This is a genomic window from Sphingobacterium populi, assembly GCF_001586775.1.
GTDB lineage: Bacteria > Bacteroidota > Bacteroidia > Sphingobacteriales > Sphingobacteriaceae > Sphingobacterium > Sphingobacterium populi.
Window position 1 is genome coordinate 363,764 of the sequence record NZ_LQXS01000001.1, and the last position, 20,277, is coordinate 384,040.

Consider the following 20,277-nt stretch of genomic DNA (forward strand, 5'->3'; position numbering starts at 1 on the left):
GAACGTCTTGGTGCAATTTTGCCATTGCAACTAATGTTCCTTATACTACTAATTCTCTCCTGAAAATTTCCTGCTTTACTTTTTCAAGATCGTTAAAGCTATTCTCACCATTTTCTATCATTTTTAATATATAGTGAAAACCGCCATTTGCGTATTGATTTATCAGATTGATGGCGTCATTTGGATTTTTTAGTATATCCAAACTTCCTGCTTTTGCAACACACATGCAAATTAGCGATTGTACAATTTTTTCACCATTGCCATTCCTCATAGTATTTAAAGTAAAGGGTCTCTCTGCCTGACGAGTTTGTAATGGAAGCTTTTCGTCTCTAATAAAGCCAATAACTGCTGCCCATGCAAAACATTCCCAATAGTGTGAGAATATATTGAAGCTACCACCTTGTTTAGTAGAAAATTTAAGTATCACTTCCTCTTTTACTTTCTGTTCGAACGTAAACTTAATATCAAATATATTTTCCATACTTTATTTTAATCTACTTATTGTAGTTGAAACCTCGTGTAAATCTGGCGCTTTATCATCATCGCGATATAGTTTACTCTCAAGATGATAAATTTTCGATACTTTGGGTTGAATCATTAAATCTGTAAAAATATCACTTTCAATATCTATGTCTTTCGTCATGATTATTGACTGTCCAAAAATATCTTTTAAACCTAATAAATAATTGTGGGTAGTGACAAGATCAAAGCTAGAAGTAGGAGCATCAGTAATGAAAGGATAATATGTATTAAGTGCTTCTTGATTTAGTGATAGCATCGCATTTATAATGCTCATTTTCTTTCGGTCGTCATGGCTTGTATTTAGATTTGGGTCAAAATCTATTGAGTAATCATCATTAATTACGACCTCGCCCTTATAACCATTATCATGTTCTGTAAATTTTTGATAGAAAAAGTTGGCTCTGTCTTCGATCTTTCGAAGCAAATCCTTTCTTGCATTCTCCTTAACCCGTTTACATATATCTTCTAAGAAGATAGAAATATTTTTCCATTCCGTTTCATCAACAACTGTTGACCCTGACTTTCCTCCTGTTCTTTCTAGTTCTTTTTCTATTTCTTTAAGCTCGGATTTTTTTGATTTAATGGTTGCGATTGAAGCAGCCAACCTCCTTTTTTCCTTATCAAGATTAGATCTTGAAGCACGAATGCTATTTGTGAACTTTTCACCTTCATTAATCTGTTTTACAGGATCTACCCCATGCTTCTTCTTAACTTCATCAATTTCGTCATCTAGTTTTTTTTTCTTTTCGGTTATTACACGTCTTTGCGCTAAAAGCTTTTCCATTTCATCTTCTGAGTCTTGATATTGCTTATCTATCGCATTCAGAGAAACGTTTAAAATATTTGGATATTCTTGTATCGAACCAACGAAACGTTCGAACTGCTTAGAAAATTCAAGATTTGAAGTATATTCTTCCATCTCCTGAAGGTATAGCTGTTGTTCCAATAATCTTTGTGTAATCCAGTTATAAGCGTCAGAATCTTGTTTAACTTCTGATCCACACACAAAACATTTTTCATCTTTCAAGATTTCCTCAAGTTTATTTCTTCCCGGGTTATCGAGGTATTTTTTCTCAGGTACTGTATCTTGTATTTCGGTATGCTTCCGTATTATCCGCGCACAATCGTTGATCATTGGAGATATCCCCCTTAATATCCAAAGTTCTGGAACTTGTTTCCGCTGATAATCATCTAGATTGGTCAATTTTTCCATAACCAGCTTCCGATCCGCCTCACACTTTTCATACTCACTAACTAATTTACTAAAATTAGCCAATCCAGAGACCTTACCTTCATCTTCGACTAGAGCCATTTCAATCATAGTGACTCGGGTTTCTATGGTTGATTTAGTTCTTTCTTCAGATATTATAGCATTTTGTAGAGCTTCTCTCTTGGATAGTAAATTCTTAATTGCAGAGTTTGACTTATTCTTTTCATTTAATTTTTTTGTTTCTAGCCTTCCAATTTGAATTTTAGCCTTTGTAATAATATCATTTGCTTTTTCGTAGCTTGGAAAATATGAAATATGCTTTACTGCTTTCTTAAGTGTGTCACTGTCCCTAAAATTAATCAAGCTGTCTAGTGATTCACCTTGAAACCAAATATAATTACGGATACCTTCTGGAAAGAGATTTTCTTTTATCACGTCTTCGGCCAGAGTATCGATTTTCAGCTTACTCCCCGTGTTGGATTCATATGTAACTTTTAATGTATTGTTTGACACTTCCCATGCGTCTTGAGGTAGCCAGCTCTCATTATCTAATCTTGTAGCTATTACGGAACGCTCTATTTCATAGAGGACACCTCGATCATCTTCAATTTCAAGATACACTCCTGCACGAACCGCCTCTCCAATGAGAGTTTCCGATAATGCTTTATGATTAATAAACTCGTGACGTTTCATTTTAAAGCCGGTATTATATGGAAAGCCATCAGTAGCTTTCCAACCTACATCTGTAATATATATATCGCCAAATAATACCCAGTAAAATGCATTAAAAAGTTTTGATTTACCTTTACCTCCTTTGCCTATAATAAGATTTAATCCTTCTGAGAATTCAATTGTCGGAGGGTCAAGGTAAGACTGAAAATTTTTGATTTTAATATTCTTAATAACCATGAATAGGTGATTTATGCGTTACAGATACTCTTAATATTGGCAATGTATTGATTTACTAGGTTTTCCGAATCATTTTTATCTGTAGATAAACTCGCTAACATCCTTGAAACTTCTTTAGCTTTTCGTATATCCACGCCTTTTTTTTTCTTTACCTTTTTCTAAGGTTTCGTCAATTTCTTTCTCAATTAACTTATATATTTCATCCTGTATAGCCATAAAAATTTAATTATATTGATTGTTTTCTTCTTCTAACATTTTAAAAAGATCGATGTCTAGATACTCACATGTACTTTTGAGTTCACCATAAAGAATGTCAATTTGATTTTCAGCCAAAGCGGCAAAATTTACGACTCTTTTAACTTCGCTTATGAACATATTTCGTTCTACTGAGGATGCTTCTCCTTCAATAATAGGGGGTACAACTATCAAATCCCATATTTTAGCCTTTTCTTTACCTTCGCTTTTACGTAGTACTCTTCCTCTACGTTGTACAAATTGTCTGGGATTTCCAGTACTGGAGCAAAAAATCGCATGCTCAGTCCTAGGAATGTCTACACCTTCATCTAAGCACTTCATGGCCAACAGAACGTCAATATGCCCTTCTTCGAAGCTTTTTAGAATTTGTTGCGAATCACTTAATCCACCTATAAATTTGTGGTATTTGTATTTTCGTTTCCTAAACATTTCAGCATACGAGTCCATAATATGCATATCTTCATCTTCTATCTCATGACTGTCACTTTCAGCGTAGTCTGGTTCAAATCCTTCCGGTACGAAAACGAAAGTATAATTTAACATTTCATTTTTCTCCAGGTTATCTAATAAATGTGATATGGCTCTTTTCTTATTTTCAGCTTTATGAATAACCCTTTTTCGTTGAAGAAGTAGCATTTCTGCTTCTTTCTTGTATTGGCCTGTTTTTGAATCTATAAACTTTCTTAGTTTATTAGTAATCTTTTTATATTCCGAGAGTTCAAGTATCGTTAGTTCAACAAAAATTGGATAGTAGTCATATTTACATAGTATTTTACCATCTATAGCCTGTTTCATTGTATACCTGTAGGTGTAGTATGGAGGTTGAGAGTTAAAGAAATCATATAGTTTTTTTGAACCAGCATCATCATAGATTCTTTCGGGTGTAGCTGACAAACCAATTCGAGACAAAATTTTATCAGGGATATTTCTTAATGTCGTCGGAGAACCAATGTTGTGAGCCTCGTCAGCTATATAAATAAATGATTCGATTCCCTTTGTTGATTTTATAAAGGACTGTATATCTTTTCTGTTGAATGTCGCATAAGTTGTTATTACAATTAGGTTTTTCTTTTCATTAAATATACTTCTTGTCGAATATCGTGTTAAAACCTGTTTCCAATTTTTATCTGTATGCGTCGATATAAGCTCTTGAAAATTGAAAGCTTTTACTTCGCTTTCCCACTGTAAAGCAAGGGCTTGAGTTGGGACTACCACGATAGCTTTGTAAAATCCATTTTCATGATATTGTTCTAGCAAACAATTTAGTGCAGTCACAGTCTTGCCAGAGCCAGTAGCCATAGCAAAAATTCCTTTTTTGTCGTTATTTATCCATGATAAATAGGCATCTTCTTGGATATCTCGCTTTTCAGGGAAAGGAAACCGCGGCTCTTTCATTATCTTTTCAAGCATTTGTTCAAGCTCTTCAACGAGTATTTTTGTTTTAGGGTTACCACATATTTTGTCTCTTTTTCTTGCGATCAGTTCTCGTTCTTCAATTAATAGTTCATCAATATCTGTTCCTCCAAACTCTGATTTTATAGCAGTTTGAATATCACTAGCAGTTAAATACTCTAAATGAGAAGCATTGCCATTAAATATATTGTCAAAATAGTTTTGATCCTCTTGAATCTTATGCCTAGATGATTCACTATCACTTGATAAATGGCAATTTAGACTTTCAGCATTATGCAATAGTCCAAAAGCTGTAAAATTACAGGAGCCGTTAAATGAGATAGATTCATTTCCATTTTTAAACAAACCGTCTTTATAGTGGGCGATACCTTTTGACTTTGGTTTACAAATCTAATTTCAAGCCGCTTGCATGAAATTAGATAGGCCAAACACTTAAAAAAATGCAAACCATATTCACTTAGACTTTTCTTTATATTACCAATGTCTTGAAGATCAAATGGAGTTGGGATGTCATCGTCTAGGCCTGTTAAAATAGCCTCTTTATCTTTTTCGGAGAGTATGTGATTGGCAATTATACGCATTTTACCTCCCTTAAAAATAAAATTGGCAAAGCCCAATGATAGCACGTTAATCGCTGTTGAGCTAAAGTACCCAAGTAGCAAATCAAATTCTTTAGCATTACTTAAGCAATCTAGATAGAATTTTAGAGGTTCATATTCCGAACCACTTCTGTAACTTCTGCTTTTTGGAAAGTCAATTTTGGATAGCATATCCTTAAGCTTTTTAGAGACGCGTTAGTTTTTTTTAGTTAATTTAGATATATTGATACGATCTTCTTCGTTTATTATAGAGAGAATATCCTTGTGTCCAAGTTTTACCAGCATAGTATTATAAATTTTAGATGTTCCTGAAGAGGATGGTACTTGAAAAAAGGTGTCAGAGAAATCTATCTCTGTTAAGGGAGCTATTTTTTCTCTAAAGAGGTCCACCCTGATATCTTTTAATGATAAGTATTCCTTCAGTAGAAATTCTAAGAGCTTAAACAAAGCTGATATGCCCGTTGTTTTTTTTATAAAGGAAGTGCTAGAGCTTGGTTTAATTAATTGTTCTGATACAGCGATGAAAAAATTGTTAATGATCGTATATATCAAGACGTCATTGCCTTCTAAATAATATTCCCTCAATACAGATTTATCATTTATTTTTTTCAACAGCATTCTTCTCCTTAATTCAAAATCGTAGAAACCCATTGTGTCAGCATCTCTCTTAGCATTATTAGTGAATAATTTTATTATTCCAAAAACAGAGGTCGACATTGATATTTTCCAGTCAAGTTCTTTTTGATCTAGTGTCAATAAGTTTTGACTATCTTGAGGAGCTACCTTAATCCTATTGAAAAATATAGAGTCTTGGTCTAAATTCATTTTTCTAGAAAAGAATACTCCAAGTAGTTCCGGAGTCCAAGTCTCAGGTTTATTTGTTTCAAGGTAGTAACCAAACTGTTCCATAGCGTAGCTTTTGCTGACTGGCTTTTGATTATAGTTAATTGTTGCAAATATGAATGCCTGTAAAGGTAATGGCAAATCGAAGTACGCAGAAACTAGTAAGTCTGTCTCTAACCTTTCCAAACTAGCTTCTCGAAAAGAAAAGAGTCTATGTTGGCCATCAATAACAGAGGCAAGACGTTTATTCTCAGGTATCGATATTTCGTATAGTTCCTCGTCAATTTTTTCAAATTTCCATCTTAATGTTTCGTTTTCTTCAACAAATCCCTCTTCGTTATAATTGGCAGCAATTACGATCGAGTTAGGTAAGGCAAGATCTTTAGAATTTACATATTTCGTTATGCTTTTTAAGCGTCTTTCCTCATCCAATTTCCTTTGACTTCCTGTCAGTTCCCCGTCGGCTTTATATCGTATAGGATCTGTAAAGCACAAATCAAGAAGATGCTTGGCTTTCATAGTAAATACGAAAAAATCAGAAAGGGGCTGAGTAATTCTTATAGCTTTAATTTTGATATACATGACGCTTAGCTTTTAAATTCATCTGGAATTTTCCCATTGAGGGTGTTGATTGAATCTCCGCCCGTAAATTGGTTTAAATCAGATATTTTATTATCTGATTTAGATATTAAAGTCCCATATTTCGCATTACCTATAAACCAGAAAATCATTGCAAAAAATGTAATTATTAAGACTAAAGGCACCTTCAATATACTAAATGGCAGGAAATAAGATACGAAAGAGAGTATTATGCTTAACAGAATAGCTATCAGTCCAACCATTCTAATTTGTGGTTTTAACGGTTCAAGACTCTTTTCCTCTTTATCAAGTTTAGGGAACAAATAATCGCTACTCGAAGAGCAAATTAACACAATTGAATAACCAATTAAAACCTTAGTGAATTCTTGGGGGTCAAAATGACTAAATAAAAAATATAGGTTCTTACAAAAACTTCCACCATTTACTTCTTTGAGAATCAGGATAAATGATTCTATATTCCCTAGGGAAGATCCCAATAAGCCAATAATCACAATAATTACTACAAAGAAATAAGAAAAGCGAAAAGATCGCCAACCTCGTCGCAATCTTATGTAAAAGAAATTAAGTAAACACTGCCTTTCATTTAATAATATAGTGTTTTTATCATTTAAGAATATTTTCCATCTATTTAAGTAGTAATTCTGAGCTCCAATTATTTCGGTTCCCTTTTTAATTGTGTGTGGTAATGAATAAAAATATTTTTTAAGATCCACATTGATGTTTTCCCTATCCAATATACTTTGGCTAAGATCAATATCTATGTAATTTAGTTGCTTTTCTTGCAGATATTGTTGTATAGCTTCTGATGCTTTTCTTAAATCATCGGCTAAATAGAACTTTTGATTCATAATAAGATGTAATATTTTTAGTTTATGCTCATATCCGCATCAACTTCCAGTTCGTGAACTGTAATTTCGTTTGTACTGTCAAAATCAAAAGTTCCTTTTCCTTAACCTATTGTTGTGAAAGTTTGATTGAGACTGAGATCAACTTTTGACGCTCCTATGAAGAGGTTTGTAAATATTTTCATTAATAGAAAAAATATACCTTAATACTGGTTTTAGCATTTTTCCTCCATACCCCGATGCAGCATCCTATGACAATTAGCACAGACCAACATCAGATCCTCTAATTTTGTTTTTCTACTTTCTGTCAGCAGGTGGAGAGATATCCGATGGTGACATTCAATGAAACCATAGCCGATTTCTCCGTATGTTTTGGAGAAATCGAACGAGCACAGTTCACATTCAAGTTTGCCGTATAGTTTTAGTGCTTGCTGCTTTTTCTTTTTGACAATCGTTGCATTTCGTTCCCGTGTAAGATGATACTTATATAACACTGTTCCTTCTGATCGCTCAAAATCGTTGTCTTCAATATCTTCTCTAGCATTAAATATTTCAAGGTCAAAATCCTGATAATTAACAACTTTTTTAATTGCATTTGCTAATTTGTTCAACAAGTCTTTTTGATCCTTAAATTCCTCAAATATCTTTTTGTCTAGGATGCTCGTAGAAGACATACCCTTACCGGTATAAGAATCATCTAAGGCCAAGAAATTACTTAGCTTTAGACCAACTCCGTTAGAATTCCTGAATTTTTGATACTCCTCTTTATTACCATGAATATGTAACTTGTTTAAAGTTTTCGAAAGATCAATGATGAGCGGATTTCTAGCATGTATTTGACCTGGTTTCAGTTGAAAATATAGATCCAATGCGAGAATAAGTTCATCACGTTTCCATTTTGGATTTTTCATTAATTAACTTCAATTATTATTCACAGGTATTTCTTTTTCAATGATACAATCTCAACAAACCTAAACCATCATATCTATTTAATATTACGGTTAACAGTAATATCTATTAGTCTGGTAACTGAAACTCCTTTAAATATTTTCGGTTTCCGACAAAAGCTAAATCCAATCCAACCCATGTCTTATTAGATAGTCCTTAAATACTTTTTTATAGCACGGAAGATTCATCACAAATTAATCTCATAGCTTGTAGACATAGGTTAATATCTTCTTTTAATTCATTGCAGTACAATCCTATTCACATTGTTGTGATCAACAGATTTTTCATACAGCAGATGATGTATTGCAATGAGAAGTTGAATACAGGATCAGAGAGCTTCATTACTGAATAGTACTAACCTTTATTCACTTCCGTGATAAAAATAGTGTTTAATATTAGCATTCGCAAGACGGAAATAATTTTACGGGATACTTTGCGTGTTTCCGAAAAAAATCTTTGTTACAGTAGCATCGGAGCTGCTATTTGACTATAACAGGATAGCGTGATATATTTTGGGCAAGGGCATGTGAACCCAAAAATATTATTTTTTTACTAAGTGCGAGAAAGTGATATTATCACGAATAGGTCACCTTACTTGCTCTCAATCAATTCTTAACCGATCTCACTTACCTTCTTAATGATTTGATCACCAAACCCGCTGCCAATCCGCCGATGGCATACCACGCAACCGTCATATATTTTGTCTTCGTGGTGCGCGTGATAGGTTTGTCATCCAAACCGATAGGCTTTGTTAAGGCCAACGCTCCTGCTCCGGCAATAAGACCAGATGCCAGTCCGAGGCCAATGATATTTTTGCGACGTGCCATGCCTATAAGGCTGTAATAAGCAGCATTGCTAATCACATCTGCCGCAAGCGTCGTCAAGAATAATTTCTCTCCTTGCGGTGGCTTTACGCCGACTTTGTCGAGCCCTTTGGAAAGCGCTTCTTCGCCCACTTTGTCTACGCGAGGCGCATCCTCGCTAAATTGTGCAACTGCCTGATGTACGATATTAAGGACGGCGGCGCCAACAAGGCCGCCTACGAGATTTCCCAATGTTTTTTTCATAGTATGCGTTTTTATGGTGGTGACTATTTCTCGAATAGCATGCTTCTCACGAGGTCATATGTGCTAAGACAACAAGCGTATGGTGCAATTGTTTATCTATATATGGACCTGTGAAATTAGATTCCGCTATTCCTCAGTCTATTGCGAATAGCTGGAAAACAAAACGGGCATAAATCTCTTTTATTCGAAAGGGTAGAAGTAGCGGCTATTTAGCCACTGGCTCTTTTAACACCAAAGCCTCTTGATGGTCAGGAGGCTTTGGTGTTTATATACATTTACGAGCAATTAGCCGGTCCAAATAAAGTAAAGGCAATACATATTAACCTGCCAATTTACCTTTCAATCTTCGAATCATCTGATGAAGTCGATTTAGATAATCTTCCTGCAACCATTCCCGGTAATTCTTTGTCACGTTGCCTAAACATTTTGCATATTCTCTGATACGGATATTAATTTCCGCATGCAAGTATTCCACCAAATGCAAGGCTTCGGTGATGTTTTCGCTATTTTCTAGACACATGCTGGCATGTTGTCGAATGGAGTCGCGTATCGCGTTTTTAGGTTTTTCGCCAGCTTCGATCAATGCCTGGTAGGCAGATAGCATATCGAATGAAGTTTCCAGACTATTCGGAAAACGTGTGCGCATCTCCGGATCAATCTGACGAATATTGCTCACCGTGTGTTTCATACTCTCGTGGTAGATGTCAGGATTTTCAAAAACATGTTGCCAATCAATCGCTGCATCCCAATTGCCAAATCGATCCGCATTATTCCCTAAATCGATCAACGTAAAGGTTGCTTTTTTTGGCAAGCGCCGTGCACCACGGCCTACCATTTGGTGATATAATGTAATAGATGTCGTCGCTCGGTAAAGGATGATAGCTTGGGTTTTTGGCTCATCGAAACCCGTCGTCAAGATCGATACCGAAGTCAGGATGGCGCCTTTTGTTTTGCGATACCATTTTAAAATTTGTTCCCTCTCGACGCTAGATGTTTTGTTGTCCAAATGGCGGATAGGATAGCCCGCAGCTTCAAATACTTCCAGCACCCGGCGGGAGGTAAAAATGCCGTTATTAAATATTAACGTCTTCTTCTTAAGTGCATGTGCTTCGTAGGCTTGTACTAGTAGATCGAGCATCGCATCCGAACCGAAAAGCATATCGGATGTGCTAATGGTAAAATCCCCATTGCTACCTGTCTGGAGGCTGTTTAGCTCCACATCGTAACCATGGTACTTTGGTTTTGCTAAAAATCCCTCATTAATCAACTGAGCAATGGGAGCACCGACTACCAATTCTTCATAAAAACCGTTCATCGGCAGATTGACATCCGATGAGAATGGCGTAGCTGTAACACCGATAACATTAGCGTTCTCAAATCGACCCAACAATTTTTGAAAGGAATTGTGATGTGCTTCGTCTACTATAACCAAACCGACTTCATGGGTATTTATCATGCCTTCATCGATGCGGTTATTCAAGGTTTCTACCATCGCTACAAAGCAGTGAAATAAATCCTTTTTAGGAATACGCTTCACTTTACTATTGATCACTTTATTAACCACGCCGCTCTCTTTCAGTGCGCGTGTAGTTTGTGCACACAATTCCGTTCGGTGCGTCAGTACAACTACTTTCTTTTGATGCTCTTCAATAAAGCGCTTCGCTATCTCGGAAAATATTAAGGTCTTTCCGCCGCCAGTAGGCAGTTGGTACAAGATGCGGCGTTTGTCGCGCGTATCGGCTGCTAATTTGCCAAATAGCAAATCAATATCGTTTTGCTGAAAGTAATGAGGTTTCCTAATCGTAGGCTGATTGGTTGTAGAGGTATCGCGACATTCCATAGAACTAGAACCTTGTAAAGTCAGCTAATGTTTGACCATTGCACAAAAATTATATATCCAATACGCACCACTGTAGGATTGAATCTGTTGTAGGAACCTGAAGTTGTCGTTTTTTTGAAACAGGACGGTAGTACCGCTGCTAAAGGTTGTAGGATATGTCTACAGATTTTTCGGAAAATCATCTCTGAACCATTTATTCTTCCAGTTGTCGGTTTCCTTAATGGTTAGCAAGCAAGATTCAATGTCTTTCATCAAAAGAGGCACGTCAAGATCTTGACCAATAAATACAAGCTCAGTTTTTCGATCTCCCCATTCACTATGCCAGCGCGCATGAAGGTCAGACTTAATCTCATGATATCCCGGCTGTTGGCTTCGGTCTTCTTCGGTCATGCTGCTCCACCACACACCAGCTTTTTCCAGTCTCAGGCTGCCACCGGCCTGGCTAAAACTGATTGCGTCATCGGGGCGCGAAGCGATCCAGAATAATCCTTTGGCTCTGATGATATTATTAGGATATCTTGCATGGAGATATTCGTAAAATCGTTGTGGATGAAATGGTTTCTGAGAGCGAAATACAAAAGAGGAAATACCATATTCTTCTGTTTCGGGAGTATGCTCACTTTCTAGCTCTCTGATCCACCCGGCGGCAGAGGAAGCCTCTTCAAAGTCGAATAAATCTGTCCCTATGATCTCTGAGGGATCAATGCGTCCAAATTGTGATGCTATTATCTTAGCTAAGGGATTTAATTTTTTAATAGCAGCCTTCAACAGTTGGACAGTACTTTCGGCCATTAAATCGGTCTTATTAAGGATGATTACATTAGCAAACTCTATCTGATCTGTAAGCAGGTTTACAATCGTTCTGCTATCCATGCGATCATCTGTCAAGGATCTGTCTATCAGTGTATCTGCGCTTCCAAAATCTTTAAAGAAATTGTAGCAATCCACTACGGTTACCATGGTGTCAATGTAGCTAAATGTTGAAAGGTCAATTCCTTGGCTATCATCGATATAGCTAAAGGTTTGGGCGACAGGAATCGGCTCAGAAATGCCTGTGCTTTCAATAAGTAAATAATCAAACCTATTTTCTTTTGCGAGTCTTTCAACCTCTATCACCAGATCCTCTCTCAATGTACAACAGATGCAGCCATTGCTCATCTCAACCAATTTCTCATCCGTGCGCGATAGCACATTTTCTCTTTCGACAAGTTGGGCATCAATATTAATCTCGCTCATATCGTTCACAATCACAGCTACTTTAAGCCCCTGCTTGTTATGCAAGATGTGATTTAATAAAGTTGTCTTGCCGGCTCCGAGAAACCCACTCAATACGGTAACGGGAAGTTTTTTCATCATTAGTTTTTATTATGTGTAATTGATCTGTATCGGATAATGTAGATCATGCTACAAAAATAAGAACAATATTAACAAAAGCAACAATGTTGCTTTTGTTAATATTGTATGCTTCTTTATCTTAGGTTGAGTTTACTTTATTGACGCTCTACTTTGGTCACCAAGTTTGAGCGAAGTCATGATATGCACTAGTGCACGGTACCCACCTGTTGCATTATGGTGGTATTTGTTTAAAGTTCCGCTAGGAGACAGGTACTTGGCAATGTCGAAGTTGGAAACACGTTACCGGTTATTGGAACTTATCGGCTATCCCTGTACGCATGTAATAGTTTTAATATTAGTTTGGCCAAGAGCCAGAAGTTCAAACAATAGCATCCAAACCATTTGTAACATTAAGAATATTACCATTAAAATGGTTTAACATTAATTTTTTTGCTGTATTTTTGCTGTTCAAACATCTATTAACAAGGCTTGTATTTTTATAAGTTTATCTAATTATTATGAAAACTCATAAATTAGTACATGAAGCTGTCAAACTTTGCCCGATATGTCGCAGAGGTCAGCTTCTTGATCGTATTCCACGTCCAACGATTGTGAAAACGATTCTTTTCTTTCTACCCCTCAAGAGATATAAATGCTACAGTTGCGGGAGAAAACCTTATTTAATATCTAAAAGGTGATATTTTCCAGTAGATTAAATTTTAAAAACCTCTATTTTTTTTGTTTTCTCTTTGCTTACTTAGCATATTATGTAAGTTTTAGTAATCAAGCATCGTACTACAAAGGATCATTATTTTCCAAGCTTTGCTTTTTGTATAAGAATGATAACCTAGTCAAATAATTTGTTTTTTAGCTATGTTTGCTTAATCAAAAGGCATGGCAAATAACATCACCATAGTAAAATTAGCTGTGGAATTGGGGCTTTCCAAATCTACGGTATCTCGTGCATTTCGCGATGGTTCAGATATTAATCCTAAAACACGTTCGCTTATACTGGAGAAGGCCAAGGAGCTAGGTTTTATTCCAAATTTATATGCAAGCAATCTGCGGGGCAGTAAGAGTAATACGATTGCTATTATAATCCCAGAATTTGGTAATAAATTTTTCTCACAAGCAATTAAAGGGATTGAGTGGGTAGCTCGCAATAATGGATACCATGTATTGATTTACGTGACGGATCATAGCGCCGAAAAAGAGGCGGATATTATCCGTACTTTAGTGAATGGGCGTGTGGATGGCGTGATTATGTCAGGCTCGGGTGAGGGAAATAACCATGAATATCTTAAGTTGCTCGAAAGCAATCAAGTTCCACTAGTCTTTTTTGATCGCTATTATGAAGATGTACCTACTGCATGTATTACGGGAAATGACTTCGATTCGAGCTACGAGGCGACTAAGCATCTCATCGGAAACGGTGCTCGCCGTATTGCTTATTTAGCTGTCAACAAAGATGTGTCTATCGGAAAAATACGGATGGAGGGCTATAAAAAAGCATTGAAGGAAGCAGGCTTAACAGTAGATCCAAATCTTATTTTAGATACTTCCAATGATGCCCTCGTTAATTACGAAGACATTAAAGTACTAATAAATATGGAGCAGCCAGATGCCATATTTGCTTCGGTAGAGCGGCTGGCGATGAGTACTATTCGAGTTGCTAGGGAACTTGGGCTCACCATCCCGGACGACCTCAAACTCATTTGCTTCTCCTGCCTTGATATTGCAGATATGTTACAACCGTCGCTCAGTGTAGTTAAGCAGCCTGCTTACGAGATGGGGGTACAAGCCACCACACAACTATTTGATATACTGCGCGGTCGCAAATCCGATGGCATTCGTGAGATTATATTCTTAGACTCCGAACTTATCTTTCAAAATTCTAGCAAAAAGGCCTAAAATATTTTTGCAGTTCCTTTGTGTAAATTATTTTTTCTACTACCTTAGCGTTGATTTGGGAACGTTCCCGGGAACATTCTCATTTTGATGATATTGGCTCTAGGCCTCAATTATAAATTAGAATACAGAAAAACATAAGGGTGTAAGTAAGGTAATCCGTCAGCTATGGAGTTTGCTGACGGTAATTTAAATTTTTGGTCAGATTTATTTGATCTACCAAGCACTGTTATCGACCGAGAAAAACACACAGTAAATATATTTATAAACCAAATTAGTATTATGATCAGCAATTTTACATTACGCACAGTGATGAGCATTAGCTTATTGATGGTGCTGTTCATGTCTGCTTTTGCACAAACCAACCATCTTTCGGGACGTGTCACGAATGGTAGTGGAGAAGCTGTACAGGGAGCGACAGTCCGCGTGTTAGGTACGCAATTAGCTATTTCGACCAATGAGACTGGGGAGTATGCATTTAATTCTATTCCTTTGGGTAATCGTGTCGTTATCGTAGAGGTTGTCGGCTTTGAAACCACACAACAGTCTATCGTTGTTAATGCGGGATCCAACACGCTAGACATTCAACTGCAAGCATCTTCTAGCAATCTGGAGGAAGTTGTCGTTATTGGATACGGTACGCAAAGACGGGATCAATTAACCGGTTCAATTACAGCGATCGGATCCAAAGATTTCCAGAGCGGCGTCATTACGACTCCTGAACAATTAATTCAGGGTAAAGCTGCCGGAGTTCAGATTACGTCTTCTGGTGGGCGTCCTGGATCAGGAAGTACCGTTCGTATTCGTGCCGGCGCGTCGTTAAATGCCAGTAATGATCCCTTATATGTGATTGATGGAGTACCATTTAGTCCAACAACTATTAATGGTTCAGCTAGTCCAATGTCACTGATTAACCCGAATGATATTGAGTCGTTTACGGTATTGAAAGATGCCAATGCCACGGCTATCTATGGATCTCGTGCATCTAATGGGGTAGTGCTGATCACGACTAAAAAAGGTACAAGCGGTGCACCACGAATTAATTTTAGCACGGTAAATTCGTTATCCACAATCGATAAGTACTACGAAGTGATGTCGGCAGATAGTTTACGTTCTTATGTGAACACGTATGGCACGGCAGCGCAAATCGCTCGTTTGGGTACTGAAAACACGGATTGGCAACGCGAGATTTATCGCACCGCATTCACTACAGACAATAATGTGAGTATTGCAGGCGCCTACAAGGGTCTTCCTTATCGTGCTTCTGTTGGTTACCTAAACCAGCAAGGGGTATTAAAAAGAGATGTGATGGATCGTACCAGTGCCAGTCTATCGGTAACACCAAAGTTTTTTAACAACAGTCTAAAAGTAGAGTTGAACTTAAAAGGATCACTGCAGAACTCCATGTTTGCGAATGATGGTGCGATTGGTTCTGCCATTGTATTTGATCCCACCCAACCTGTTTACCAAGAGAATGCCTATGGAAATTATTTCGAGTACATGCAGGGAGATTTGCCTCATCCATTGGCGCCTCGCAACCCATTGGCAATGATAAACCTGAAAGACGACGATGCAAAAGTAGCGCGCAGTTTTGGTAATGTGCAGATCGATTATACGATGCCATTTATTTCCGGTTTAAGAGCAAACCTGAATTTAGGATATGATATCTCCCGAGGGCAAGGAGGCATATTTGTGCCTGAGTTCGCCGCGATGGAAAACCGCACACAAGGTTTACAGACACGTTTTATGAACGACTATACCAACTTAGTGGGCGAGTTTTATTTAAATTATAATAAAACTTTTTCTGGTATCAACGGTCACTTGGATGCGACGGCGGGATATGGATATTATGATTATCAAACTGCCACCAATAATTACCCAAGTTTGCGTGCGGACGGATCGGTATTGACGGAGCCGGTATTTCCTCGAGACATTCAGCAGAATAGATTGATCTCCTATTTTGGACGAGCAACGTATACAGCTAATGAGAAATATATCATTTCGGGAACACTACGTGCGGATGGTTCCTCACGCTATAGTCCAGAAAACCGTTGGGGCGTATTTCCATCGGCGGGTGTAACCTGGAGAGTAAACCGCGAATCTTTCTTGGAAGATGTTACGAATTTATCCAAGTTGAATCTTCGTTTGAGTTATGGTGTTACCGGTCAGCAAGATGGTATTGCTAACTATTCATATCTGCCGAACTATTATTTGAGTGTCAACGAAGCGCAGTACCAATTTGGCGATGAGTTTTACCGAACCTACTCTCCAATTGCATACGATAGTGATCTACGCTGGGAAAGTACGGCGACTTATAATGCCGGGGTTGATTTTGGTATTTTGGGTGATCGCATAGATGGAAGTATCGATGTATACCGTAAAAAAACACGTGATCTATTGAGTACGATTCCTATTCCAATCGGTACCAACTTCAGTAACCGCCTACTGACTAATGTGGGTAACATGGAAAATACTGGGGTAGAATTCAACTTAAATGCTATCCCAGTACGTCGCGAAAATTTCAGTTGGAATGTCAATTTTAACTTCACATACAATACAAACAAGGTGACTAACCTGACCGCTGTTGCTGATCCAAATTACTTCGTCGAAGTTGGCGGTATTACTGGTGGTACCGGACAAAATGTCCAAGCACATGTGGTAGGATACAGCCCGTTCACCTACCGTTTGCAACAGCAGATCTACGGTCCGGATGGTCGTCCATTAGAAGGAGTATATGCCGATATCAATGGAGATGGCGTTGGCAATGAGTCTGATCGTCAACTTTTCGGTTCACCGCTTCCAAGATATTTATTAGGATTCTCTACGGGTGTCGAGTACAAAAACTGGAGCTTCAGCACGGTGCTACGTTCGAACCTAGGACAGTATATCTATGACAACATCAGCTCTAATCTGGCTATACGTAACAATGTGCTTAGCCCAATTCCTGTAATCAACAATGCACCAAGTTCATTAACAAATACCAATTTCATCAACAATAGAGCGTTGAGCAATTTTTACCTACACGACGGATCATTCCTCCGTATGGATAATATTTCAGTGGGTTATAATTTCATGAATGCTTTAGGTGAAGGGAAAAATGTCCGCGTATCGGGTAACGTGCAAAATGTGTTTGTGTTAAGTGGCTATCCTGGCATTGATCCAGAAATACAAGGTGGTATTGACAATAACCTGTATCCACGTCCACGCACTTTTGTCTTGGGTGTAAACCTTGATTTGTAATCCAATTTTAAAGAGAAAACAGTATGAAACGCAAATTTATAACCTATATAGTCGCTGCAACTAGTCTGGTCAGCGCATCTTCTTGCCACGATAAGCTAGATTTAGTTCCGCTTAACGACGTGACCTCTGAGGTCGTGTATCAATCCGTTGAAGGCTACAAACAATCTTTAGGCAAGGTATATGGCAGTATGGCTATGTCTGGCGGTAGAGGCACCTCCGGTGATGGAGATATTGCCGGTATCGATGCTGGAGCATCCGATTTCTTACGCTTATATTTTAATTTACAGGAAGTAGCTTCCGATAATGCCATTTGTGCTTGGATACAAGATCCAGGCGTATCGGAGATAAATAGCCTAACCTGGTCTTCCAATAATGTGATGGTTTTAGGTATGTATGCCCGTTCTATGTATCAGATCACTGTTGCTAATGACTTTATTCGGGAGAGTTCTGATGAAAATCTAGCTAACCGCGGTATTGTGGGTGAAGATGCAGAAGCTGTACGTGGTTTTCGCTCCGAAGCTCGTTTTCTGCGTGCTTATCAGTATTGGGTGATGATGGACTTGTTTGGTAATCCACCATTTGTAACCGAAGAAAACACGATTGGTAAAACCCCACCACAGCAGATTAGCCGTGTAGATCTATTTAATTATGTAGAATCTGAATTACTGGCCGTACAGGAAGAATTGGTGGCACCAAGGCAGAATGAATATGGGCGTGCCGATCAAGCAGCAGCGTGGATGTTGCTTTCCAAATTGTACCTGAATGCGGAAGTGTACACCGGCACGGGCCGTTATCAAGATGCACTTACCTATGCCTCGCGTGTCATTAATTCAGCTTATACGCTAAAGGAAAATTACGCACACCTATTTATAGCAGATAATAATATTGGGCAGGATGAAGTGATTCTTTCCATTAACTATGACGCCATCAGAACCCAAAACTTTGGCGGAACTACTTTCTTGGTAAATTCTTCCAGCGGTTCGGGTATGAATATGGCCGCCTTAGGTATTCCTAGTGGCGGATGGGGCGGCAATCGGAGCCGTCGTACATTGCCCGCCAAATTTGCTGATCCAAGTGGGCAGACCGATCGTAGAGCGATGTTCTTCGGCGAAGATCCCAACATTACGGACCCGGCTGTTTTTGTACAAGGCCTTGCCGTTACAAAATTTAAAAACGTGGATCGCAATGGTGTAGCTGCACCTTCCAACGATGGTACACAGGTTTCGACCGACTTCCCATTAATGCGTTTGGCAGATGCATACCTGATTTACGCTGAGGCAGTATTACGTGGTGGTGGAGGTAATATAAATGAAGCTATCAGTTATGTGAATATTGTACGTCGTCGTGCTTACGGCAACAATACCGGTGATGTGAGCAGCATCAACCTGGATTTTATTTTAGACGAGCGTGCGCGCGAATTTTACTGGGAAGGCTACCGCCGTACCGATTTGATTCGTTTTGGTCGTTATACTGGTGCAGCATACGTTTGGCCATTTAAAGGTGGTACAGCAGCAGGTACATCGGTTCCAGAGTTCAGAACCATTTATCCTTTGCCTGCTTCTGACGTGATTGCCAATCCAAACCTGACGCAAAACCCAGGCTATTAATTCAAACTAATTGTGAAATTTAGGAATATACGAACATGAAATTCAATCATATTATAGCAGTAGCGATGGCATGTGTGGCCAGCACATTAGGATCTTGCGAGAAGGATACCGAGATGGTCACCGTCACTACAGGTGAGCTGCCTACACTAACGGCATCGGCTGATTCGGCTGTATTGCTACAGCAAAATGCAACCGACACGGCCTTTACATTCAATTGGTCGCCATTAGAAGTCAACTGGTCAAATGAGGCGGTAAGCAGTAATATCTTGCGTTATAGTCTTCAAATTACGACGCAAGAGCGCAATTTCCAAGGAAGTCCGGTGCTCACGGTAGATGCAGAAGGAACTTCAGCAAGCATTACGGTGAATACGCTCAATACCGCTTTGTTGGAAGCCAAAGTAGCTCCCGAACAGCCTACTGTCTTGCTGGCTCGGCTAGCGATGTCCTTAGCGCCGAATAATATTTTATACTCCAACGTTATTGAATTAAAAGCCACGCCATATGAAGACGTGGTGCTATTACCTTCTTTATTTATCGCTGGTGCGTTGAATGGTTGGTCGCATAGCAATGATTTCCGCGTCGGTTCGATTGACGGCGATAGCAAATACGAAGGTTATGCCAATTTTACAGCTGGCAATTTAGCATTTAAGTTTTCTAGCCAAGCCAACTGGGATGGCATCAACTACGGCGCAGCAGCTGCAGCTGGTAAGTTGAGCGTCGCCGGCGATGCCGGAAACTTAGAAGTTCCAGCAGCAGGTTATTATTTGCTGAAAGCAGATACCGAAACATTAGATTGGTCTGCTACGCCGGTAACTTGGAGTATTATTGGCGCTGCGGCGGCAGGATGGGGCGATACCGATGATGTGGCACTATCCTATGATGCGAGTAGCGGATTGTGGACAGCTACATTAGACATGAATGCAGACGAATTTAAGTTCCGCGCGAATAATGCCTACACCATCAACCTTGGCGCTGGAGCACGCAATGGTGTACTCAGCAACGGCGGTGGCAATCTACGAATCGCAGAAAGCGGGCGTTACTTAGTCACGCTCGATCTTCGCAACGCAGGCTACTATACCTACACCATAGAAGCACAGTAAAACAGAATACCACGGTATCCTCACCTTTCGTGAGGA

At 38.6% G+C, this 20,277-nt stretch carries 14 protein-coding genes; 4 read left to right on the forward strand and 10 right to left on the reverse strand.

Annotation, left to right across the window (positions count from 1 at the left end; all coding sequences use genetic code 11):
* Positions 1–40: 40 nt before the first annotated feature.
* The 10 genes from A0125_RS01395 to A0125_RS01440 form a co-directional block, all read right to left on the reverse strand.
* Entirely contained in the window at positions 41–481 is a 441-nt protein-coding gene (locus tag A0125_RS01395; protein WP_066751082.1) for a hypothetical protein, read from the reverse strand.
* A 3-nt stretch (positions 482–484) separates the two neighbouring features.
* Entirely contained in the window at positions 485–2,641 is a 2,157-nt protein-coding gene (locus A0125_RS01400; protein WP_066751084.1) for an AAA family ATPase, read from the reverse strand.
* Positions 2,642–2,863: 222 nt separating this feature from the next.
* On the reverse strand, positions 2,864–4,654 hold the full coding sequence (locus tag A0125_RS01410; protein ID WP_197464715.1) for a DEAD/DEAH box helicase family protein: 1,791 nt from the start codon (positions 4,652–4,654) through the stop codon (positions 2,864–2,866).
* Entirely contained in the window at positions 4,567–5,079 is a 513-nt protein-coding gene (locus tag A0125_RS15715) for a phospholipase D-like domain-containing protein (protein ID WP_197464716.1), read from the reverse strand. Before A0125_RS15715 ends, A0125_RS01410 begins: the two co-directional genes overlap by 88 nt.
* 24 nt (positions 5,080–5,103) lie before the next feature.
* Positions 5,104–6,333 (reverse strand): DGQHR domain-containing protein, encoded by a 1,230-nt coding sequence (locus tag A0125_RS01415; RefSeq protein WP_066751086.1) that lies wholly within the window; start codon positions 6,331–6,333, stop codon positions 5,104–5,106.
* A gap of 5 nt (positions 6,334–6,338) precedes the next feature.
* Positions 6,339–7,199 (reverse strand): hypothetical protein, encoded by an 861-nt coding sequence (locus A0125_RS01420; RefSeq protein WP_066751091.1) that lies wholly within the window; start codon positions 7,197–7,199, stop codon positions 6,339–6,341.
* A gap of 212 nt (positions 7,200–7,411) precedes the next feature.
* Positions 7,412–8,107 (reverse strand): HNH endonuclease, encoded by a 696-nt coding sequence (locus A0125_RS01425; protein ID WP_066751094.1) that lies wholly within the window; start codon positions 8,105–8,107, stop codon positions 7,412–7,414.
* Positions 8,108–8,770: 663 nt separating this feature from the next.
* On the reverse strand, positions 8,771–9,211 hold the full coding sequence (locus A0125_RS01430) for a hypothetical protein (protein ID WP_066751097.1): 441 nt from the start codon (positions 9,209–9,211) through the stop codon (positions 8,771–8,773).
* A gap of 319 nt (positions 9,212–9,530) precedes the next feature.
* Positions 9,531–11,051 carry a DEAD/DEAH box helicase gene (locus tag A0125_RS01435; protein WP_066751100.1) on the reverse strand — a complete coding sequence of 507 codons (1,521 nt, stop codon included), beginning with the start codon at positions 11,049–11,051 and terminating at the stop codon, positions 9,531–9,533.
* A gap of 159 nt (positions 11,052–11,210) precedes the next feature.
* The gene (locus tag A0125_RS01440; RefSeq protein WP_082784842.1) at positions 11,211–12,407 is read right to left on the reverse strand and encodes a GTP-binding protein; all 1,197 of its coding nucleotides are present in this window, start codon (positions 12,405–12,407) and stop codon (positions 11,211–11,213) included.
* Positions 12,408–13,280: 873 nt separating this feature from the next.
* Between A0125_RS01440 and A0125_RS01445 the strand changes: the two genes are divergently transcribed.
* The 4 genes from A0125_RS01445 (at position 13,281) to A0125_RS01460 (ending at position 20,241) form a co-directional block, all read left to right on the forward strand.
* Positions 13,281–14,297, forward strand: coding sequence for a LacI family DNA-binding transcriptional regulator (locus A0125_RS01445; RefSeq protein ID WP_066751107.1), 1,017 nt, complete (start codon positions 13,281–13,283; stop codon positions 14,295–14,297).
* Between the two features lie 279 nt (positions 14,298–14,576).
* On the forward strand, positions 14,577–17,534 hold the full coding sequence (locus tag A0125_RS01450; protein ID WP_082784890.1) for a SusC/RagA family TonB-linked outer membrane protein: 2,958 nt from the start codon (positions 14,577–14,579) through the stop codon (positions 17,532–17,534).
* A 23-nt stretch (positions 17,535–17,557) separates the two neighbouring features.
* On the forward strand, positions 17,558–19,141 hold the full coding sequence (locus tag A0125_RS01455; RefSeq protein WP_066751109.1) for a RagB/SusD family nutrient uptake outer membrane protein: 1,584 nt from the start codon (positions 17,558–17,560) through the stop codon (positions 19,139–19,141).
* A gap of 35 nt (positions 19,142–19,176) precedes the next feature.
* The gene (locus tag A0125_RS01460) at positions 19,177–20,241 is read left to right on the forward strand and encodes a SusE domain-containing protein (protein ID WP_066751110.1); all 1,065 of its coding nucleotides are present in this window, start codon (positions 19,177–19,179) and stop codon (positions 20,239–20,241) included.
* Positions 20,242–20,277 lie beyond the last annotated feature (36 nt).

Bases quoted from the DNA above. Each gene is read 5' to 3' on its own strand.
- A0125_RS01440 (WP_082784842.1), bottom strand. From the start codon at position 12,407: ATGATGAAAAAACTTCCCGTTACCGTATTGAGTGGGTTTCTCGGAGCC.
- A0125_RS01430 (WP_066751097.1), bottom strand. From the start codon at position 9,211: ATGAAAAAAACATTGGGAAATCTCGTAGGCGGCCTTGTTGGCGCCGCC.
- A0125_RS15715 (WP_197464716.1), bottom strand. From the start codon at position 5,079: ATGCTATCCAAAATTGACTTTCCAAAAAGCAGAAGTTACAGAAGTGGT.
- A0125_RS01460 (WP_066751110.1), top strand. From the start codon at position 19,177: ATGAAATTCAATCATATTATAGCAGTAGCGATGGCATGTGTGGCCAGC.
- A0125_RS01395 (WP_066751082.1), bottom strand. From the start codon at position 481: ATGGAAAATATATTTGATATTAAGTTTACGTTCGAACAGAAAGTAAAA.
- A0125_RS01435 (WP_066751100.1), bottom strand. From the start codon at position 11,051: ATGGAATGTCGCGATACCTCTACAACCAATCAGCCTACGATTAGGAAA.
- A0125_RS01445 (WP_066751107.1), top strand. From the start codon at position 13,281: ATGGCAAATAACATCACCATAGTAAAATTAGCTGTGGAATTGGGGCTT.
- A0125_RS01455 (WP_066751109.1), top strand. From the start codon at position 17,558: ATGAAACGCAAATTTATAACCTATATAGTCGCTGCAACTAGTCTGGTC.
- A0125_RS01450 (WP_082784890.1), top strand. From the start codon at position 14,577: ATGATCAGCAATTTTACATTACGCACAGTGATGAGCATTAGCTTATTG.
- A0125_RS01420 (WP_066751091.1), bottom strand. From the start codon at position 7,199: ATGAATCAAAAGTTCTATTTAGCCGATGATTTAAGAAAAGCATCAGAA.
- A0125_RS01415 (WP_066751086.1), bottom strand. From the start codon at position 6,333: ATGTATATCAAAATTAAAGCTATAAGAATTACTCAGCCCCTTTCTGAT.
- A0125_RS01425 (WP_066751094.1), bottom strand. From the start codon at position 8,107: ATGAAAAATCCAAAATGGAAACGTGATGAACTTATTCTCGCATTGGAT.
- A0125_RS01400 (WP_066751084.1), bottom strand. From the start codon at position 2,641: ATGGTTATTAAGAATATTAAAATCAAAAATTTTCAGTCTTACCTTGAC.